5 protein-coding genes are annotated in these 6,065 nt (G+C 42.9%); 4 read left to right on the forward strand and 1 reads right to left on the reverse strand.

The features are described 5' to 3' along the window. The first annotated feature begins 745 nt into the window (after positions 1 to 745). Positions 746 to 1,150, forward strand: coding sequence for a precorrin-6A/cobalt-precorrin-6A reductase (locus tag QUA36_RS30440; RefSeq protein WP_333460072.1), 405 nt, complete (start codon positions 746 to 748; stop codon positions 1,148 to 1,150). Between the two features lie 178 nt (positions 1,151 to 1,328). Continuing rightward, positions 1,329 to 2,864 carry an NAD(P)/FAD-dependent oxidoreductase gene (locus tag QUA36_RS30445; protein ID WP_333460073.1) on the forward strand — a complete coding sequence of 512 codons (1,536 nt, stop codon included), beginning with the start codon at positions 1,329 to 1,331 and terminating at the stop codon, positions 2,862 to 2,864. Between the two features lie 117 nt (positions 2,865 to 2,981). Here QUA36_RS30445 and QUA36_RS30450 read toward each other — a convergent pair whose 3' ends face one another. After that, complete coding sequence (locus QUA36_RS30450; RefSeq protein WP_333460074.1) at positions 2,982 to 4,199, reverse strand: CapA family protein; 1,218 nt, start codon at positions 4,197 to 4,199, stop codon at positions 2,982 to 2,984. A 63-nt stretch (positions 4,200 to 4,262) separates the two neighbouring features. On the opposite strand from QUA36_RS30450, the gene QUA36_RS30455 reads away from it, so the two are divergent. Together QUA36_RS30455 and QUA36_RS30460 are read left to right on the forward strand one after the other, a co-directional pair. Next, positions 4,263 to 5,240, forward strand: coding sequence for a hypothetical protein (locus QUA36_RS30455; RefSeq protein WP_333460075.1), 978 nt, complete (start codon positions 4,263 to 4,265; stop codon positions 5,238 to 5,240). Between the two features lie 78 nt (positions 5,241 to 5,318). Further along, positions 5,319 to 5,879, forward strand: a complete 561-nt coding sequence (locus QUA36_RS30460) for a Uma2 family endonuclease (RefSeq protein ID WP_333460076.1) — start codon at positions 5,319 to 5,321, stop codon at positions 5,877 to 5,879. The last annotated feature ends 186 nt before the right edge of the window (positions 5,880 to 6,065 follow it).

Consider the following 6,065-nt stretch of genomic DNA (forward strand, 5'->3'; position numbering starts at 1 on the left):
GATTTAACAAGCTCCTAAATTCACTTATCATGCTTTCCTACTTTTGTCAAGTTCTAATACTGTACCTACGCCCTAGGAGGAGCTATTTTTTATTGAGTATATTTTAACTGTGGGTTGGGCGAGTGTGTAGATCGGTATTTACTGAAAATTTATGCGACTTTAAAAAAACTGCGGGTAAGCAAACGGCAGTCAGGAAAGGGTAGTGCGCTTTCCCTACAGCAATTTTGTCGATCGCCCGATCGCACCAGATCCCGAAGATATGTAGGGAGAATCTCAATGAAAGCAGCCAAGCTAGAAATTGGAATTTTGAGGCAGAAGGCAGGAGGCAGAAGGAAAGGCTCTTCTGAGTTTAGGGCGTAAAATATAGCAATCAATGCAGTTAGAGTGATGAATTTTTATTTAGACTATCCATTAGACTTGCCTGGAGTCAAGGTAGAAACTTGTACTCAAATTGAGGGATAAATTTACTTTCAACGCTCGTGTTTTAGCGTCAAGAATAGTTTGTCCTCACTGTGAGAATTATAGAAAAGAACTCTATCATAATCTTACGGAGTTCTGGGCGATCGCGCGATCGGATATAACGATTGCCCGGTTAATTGTAGGGAAACGGCACTGCGGTGTCCTAATTTCGGGTAAGGGGTAAAATCAACCGAATCGGATGTAACGATCGCCCGATTTGTAGGGAAACGGCACTGCCGTACCCTGATTTCGGGTAATATCGTTTTCCCTGACGCACCCTACATCAGTGACTATTTGGTTTTTGATTCGGGCGATCGATCCTCCTGCATTAAATACTTTTATTTCTAATGGTAAATTGTTATTAGTAAGGGAACCTTTTTCATGGGAGGACGAGCGCCAACTACTATTAGAATATCAAATTGATACAATTGTTAGCAAAAACAGCGGCGGCGGTGCTACTTATGCTAAAATTGCTGCCGCTAGGGAACTGGGACTTCCGGTGGTGATGGTGCAGCAGCCACAGATTCCCGATGTTGAGCAGGCGGCTGATGTTGAAGGGGCGATCGCTTGGTTAATTAAGCAGTTATTAGTTATTAGTTACATCCTTGGGGCGATCGGAATGTGCCAGGTCGCCTCAACTCAGGTTGTAGCAGCCAGACTGCAAGGATTCCTCTCCCCCAAGCGTCTATAACCAACTAAGCTACTATCAGCAGTTGGGGTTAAGGTCGCGGATATGACGGGGTGAAAACGCCTCTGTCTTTTTGAGAGCGATCGATTTAAACTATTCTGAGTGCAAGGCTGTCCGGTTTTTTGTCACTCCGTCAGGATAATTACTCTCATAACCCTACCGAATCAGGAGACTCAAATATATGCAATACAAAAACGGTATGCCAATTGCCATTATTGGCGCGGGAATATCAGGCATTACGACAGCCAATATTCTCAAAAAAAATGGCTTCCAAGTAGTTGTTTTTGAGAAATCCGAAAAGATGGGCGGAGTATGGGCACTTGCATACCCAAACGTACACCTGCAAAATATCAGGGAACAGTATCATTTATCAGATTTTCCCTGGCCATTCACCCCTGATTTACATCCCACCGGAGAACAAATCCTGAATTATTGGGGGCAAGCGGTCAACCATCTAAAGCTTGATGTGCGGTTAAATCACGAAGTTATCGAATTAAAAGAAACAGAAGATGGCTGGCTATTAAGATATAAAAACCAGGATGGCGTTCACGAAAAATTATTTGGATACGTTGTTATCTCAGTGGGGCAATATACAGAAGGAAAGTATCAACCTGAATTTCCAGGTATCGAAGATTTCGCTGGGAAAATCATCACTGAACGGGATGTCCACACGCTTGATGTATTCAATAATCAACGAGTTGTAATCGTTGGCTTCGGAAAAAGCGCCTTGGATATGGCGACTTTCGCGGCAAAACAAGGCGCGCAAGTAAATCATGTATTTCGTACACCGCGCTGGCTTATCCCCGAATGGATTTTGGGCGTACATTTTACCTACGCATTATTCAGCCGTTTTGGAACAGTGATGATGACAAGTTGGGCACATCCAACCGCCATTGAACGTTTCCTGCACAATCGCCTTGGCTTCATTGTTTCAGCTTTTTGGGATTTGATTGCATCCATCTTTCACTTTCAAGTTCAGCGAAATGTTTCTGGAAAAGATCAAGAGGCCCAGCGCCGCATCAAAGCTGTACAACCAAATCACAAACTATTGCCTGATTTACGTTCAGCCACAGCGGTTGCGCCTGAAAATTACTATCCGTTTATTGCAGAAGGAAAAATCTCGCCCCACCGTGCAGAATTATCGGGTTTTTCAAAAGAAGCAGTAAAGTTGAAAAATGGTTGCGAGATTCCATGCGATTTAGTCGTTCTATCTTTGGGTTCGCAAACGCCTATTTTTCCATTTTTGCCTGATAAATATCGAAAAATGTTGGAAACCGAACCCGATGGCGTGCAATTATATCGCCACTTGCTTCATCCTCGCATTCCTGGTATTGCCTTTGCCGGGTTCAATCATGGATATATGCACGTGCCAGCAGTCGAGATTGCCACACAATGGCTGTGTGCTTACTTGCGTGGTGAACTTGAGTTACCTTCCAGCGAAAATATGGAAAAAAGTATTGAATATATCCGCCAGTGGAAACGCGCAAATATTCAATTTGAACCTTCGCGATCCTGTGCGACCAACACTCGCTTCCAACAATATATTGACATCATGCTTAAAGATATGGGTGTTTCTCCTTATCGAAAATTGCCTAACATTTTCGCTGAGATATTCGGCAGATATCAACCATCTGATTATCTTGGCGTATCGGAAGAATATAATCACAAAAAGAAAAGTCGCTCTACTCCACTACACCCTCTTCCGTTGGATACATGATTGCTTTCCTAGCTTAAGCTGTTACCTTAGCAATGAGCACTGCCTGGGAATACAAATCTCTAGGCTAGGCCTCCAATTCCAATAACTAAGGCCCAATTCCCAATTCTCAATGCCAAATTATTTGGATTTTTTCGGACTATTCAAAGAGTTAAGATGATTGTTCATATCCTGCAAATATTTTGATAAAACAGGATACTGTGAAGTTGCTAGCAGTGCATCTTTTTTCTGGCTGACAGTTGTTTCTAAGGGCAAAACTCGATAGTTCGTTTTATTGTTCTGAGTATAGCGGTGTACCCAAGTCGGAAAGGTTTTGATGCTGGTAATTTCTGTGGTCTTTTCGGGAAAGGTTTTGCGAATATTTACTTGCAAAATTACGCCTAAGTCTGTATATTTTTTATTCTGACCGGAAATGAAGTTTCCCATTGAATAAATTGCTACAGCTTTGCGAGTTTTGGCATTTTTGCCGGGGAAGTTAAAAATTTTGTAAGGTTGGACGACGTGGGGATGGCTGCCGAGAATGATGTCTGCACCAGCTTTTAATAGGTTTTCCACTAATTGTTTTTGTTGGGTGTTTGGCTGTCTCTGATATTCGTCGCCAAAATGCAGGGAAATTGCGATAATATCTGCTCCTTGTTTGCGGGCTTTGGCAATGTCTTTGACTATCTTTTTTTCGTCGATTAGGGAAACTAAGTAATCTTTGCCTTTGGGTATGGGAATGCCGTTTGTGCCGTAGGTGTAGGCTAGCATGGCTAGTGAAATGTTGTTTTTGGTGCTGATTAAAGTGCGATCGGCTGCGGCGGCTGATGTGGCTGTTCCTGTGGAAGCAATTTTGCGATCGCTCAGATTGGCTATCGTCCTAATTACTCCTTTTTCTCCACGATCTAAAGCATGATTGTTGGCGGTTGTCAAGATATTAAATCCGGCTTTTTTAGTCGCATCCGCTAATTGAGCCGGTGCGTTAAATAGCGGATATCCCGTATATCCGCCCGCATCTTCACCCGCTAAAGGTGTTTCGAGATTTCCGATCACCCAATCGCCTGTTGACAAGATACTTTTAACTGGTGCGAAGAAACTGTCAAAATTGTATGTTTTATTTTTTGCGTCGTAGCCCGATCGCGTTTGCGTACTGTGCATCATAATGTCGCCGACAGCAATTAGTGTTGCTTCTTTGATCTCAGACTTTGGTTCGGGGGGAACAGGAGCTGCAATTGGCGATGGCGTCCCGCCCCGCAAGCTACGACTTTCTGTAGGCTGTGTGTTGGTTTGTGGCGTTTGGATATTGCAGCCTGCGATCGAAAGGATGGCAATTACCGAAAGCAACCGACTAAAATTCATGATTTTTGAGAGTGATTTTTCGGCTTATATGGTATCATAACTAAATTAGTTACGGCTAAATAGATGAAAAAAAACTATCTAATTATTGCCTTTATTGTTTTTTTATTAATTACAAGTTTTGGTGTTTTAACTTACGCTCAAACTTCTGGCGATAAACCTTTTGAATTTGCCTTAATTGGCGATTTGCCCTACAGTGCCAAACAGGAAGCACAATTTCCGAATTTGATTGCAGATATTAATCGATCGCCCGCAGCGTTTGTAGTCCACGACGGCGATATTAAAAACGGTTCTAGTGTCTGCGATGATGCAACTTTTGTCAGCCGCAAGCAGTTATTTGACAATTTTGAGATGCCGTTTATTCTTGTTTATGGCGATAATGAATGGACAGATTGCCACCGTTCAAATAACGGCAGTTACGATCCAGTAGAAAGACTCGCTAAACTGCGGGAAATCTTCAACCAACGTAATCAAACTTTGGGAAAGCGCACCTTAACTCTCACCCGTCAAAGCGAAAACCCGCAGTTTGCTAAATACCGCGAAAATGTTCGCTGGATTTATCATGGAGTTGTGTTTTTGGCGATTAATATGCCGGGAAGCAACAACAATTTTGGCCGCACTCCCGAATGCGATGCAGAATATGCCGATCGCAATTGGGCTAACTTAGCCTGGATCAAAGAATGTTTTGCTTTAGCCAAACGCAGCAACAGCAAAGGAATTGTGTTAGTTGCACAGGCAAATCCGGGATTTGAACTCGATCCGACGGACAAAAGAAGAAGCGGCTACAACGATTTTATCGCAACTCTGGAAACAGAAACAGGCAATTTCCCAGGGCAGGTTGTATTCGTCCACGGCGATACTCACTATTTCCGCATCGATAAACCTTTACCCTATTTTACTGATGAGACTCAACTACCGAGAATGAAAAATTTTACGAGAGTTGAAACTTTTGGTTCTCCCAACGTGCATTGGTTGCGGGCTTTTTATGACCCTTCAAATCCTAATTTGTTTGAATTTAAACAACAGATTGTTCCGCAAAATTAGGCTATGTAACACCATTATTATGCAAAATAAATAATTTTTGAATTACACTGAAGATAGGTAGAATTGAGGAATTTATTTATGACAGTCGCAACTAGGCGCTTCACCCTGGAAGAATTTTTGAAACTGCCAGAAACTAAACCTGCTAGCGAATACATTGAGGGGGAAATTATCCAAAAACCTATGCCGAAAACTAAACATTCTCGTCTCCAGGGGCAATTCCTGCGTGTCATTAATGAAGTGGTAGAGGAACCCAAGATAGCTTACGCTTTTCCAGAGTTGCGGTGTACGTTTGGCGGTCGCTCGATTGTTCCAGATATTGCGGTACTATTGTGGGAACAGATTCAATTTGATGAGAGCGGCGAACCAGTGGATGATGTGCGAATTGCACCGTATTGGGCGATCGAAATTCTCTCGCCACAACAAAGCTCAAATCGCGTAACTAGAAAAATTATTCACTGTCTGCAACATAATTGTCAGTTGGGGTGGCTAGTTGATCCAGACGATCGATCGATTTTAGCGTTTTTGCCCAACCAACAACCGCAATTCTGCGAAGGTAGCGATGTCGTTCCTGTTCCAGAAATGATTCCCCTGAATATCACCGCCGAACAGGTGTTTAGCTGGTTGAGAATGCAACAATGAATCAGGGCGATCGACTTTTTTTACATGACATCCGGTTTTAAATCTCCTTTTTTAAAGTCTCGCGTTGCGCCGAGGCAAGGCAAGTGTAGTTGCGGTTTCAACCGCCGAACGTAGATACTGTCTTGATCTGTCAAGGGGTAGCGAGCAAATAAGTTGGATCGAAAGGCTTTTGGGACTTTAAAATAC

Origin of the sequence: Microcoleus sp. Pol10D4 (genome assembly GCF_036701555.1) — a bacterium.
GTDB lineage: Bacteria > Cyanobacteriota > Cyanobacteriia > Cyanobacteriales > Microcoleaceae > Microcoleus.

Excerpts from the sequence above, each read along its gene's own strand:
- QUA36_RS30450 (WP_333460074.1), bottom strand. The coding sequence starts at position 4,199 with ATGAATTTTAGTCGGTTGCTTTCGGTAATTGCCATCCTTTCGATCGCA.
- QUA36_RS30445 (WP_333460073.1), top strand. The coding sequence starts at position 1,329 with ATGCAATACAAAAACGGTATGCCAATTGCCATTATTGGCGCGGGAATA.
- QUA36_RS30455 (WP_333460075.1), top strand. The coding sequence starts at position 4,263 with ATGAAAAAAAACTATCTAATTATTGCCTTTATTGTTTTTTTATTAATT.
- QUA36_RS30460 (WP_333460076.1), top strand. The coding sequence starts at position 5,319 with ATGACAGTCGCAACTAGGCGCTTCACCCTGGAAGAATTTTTGAAACTG.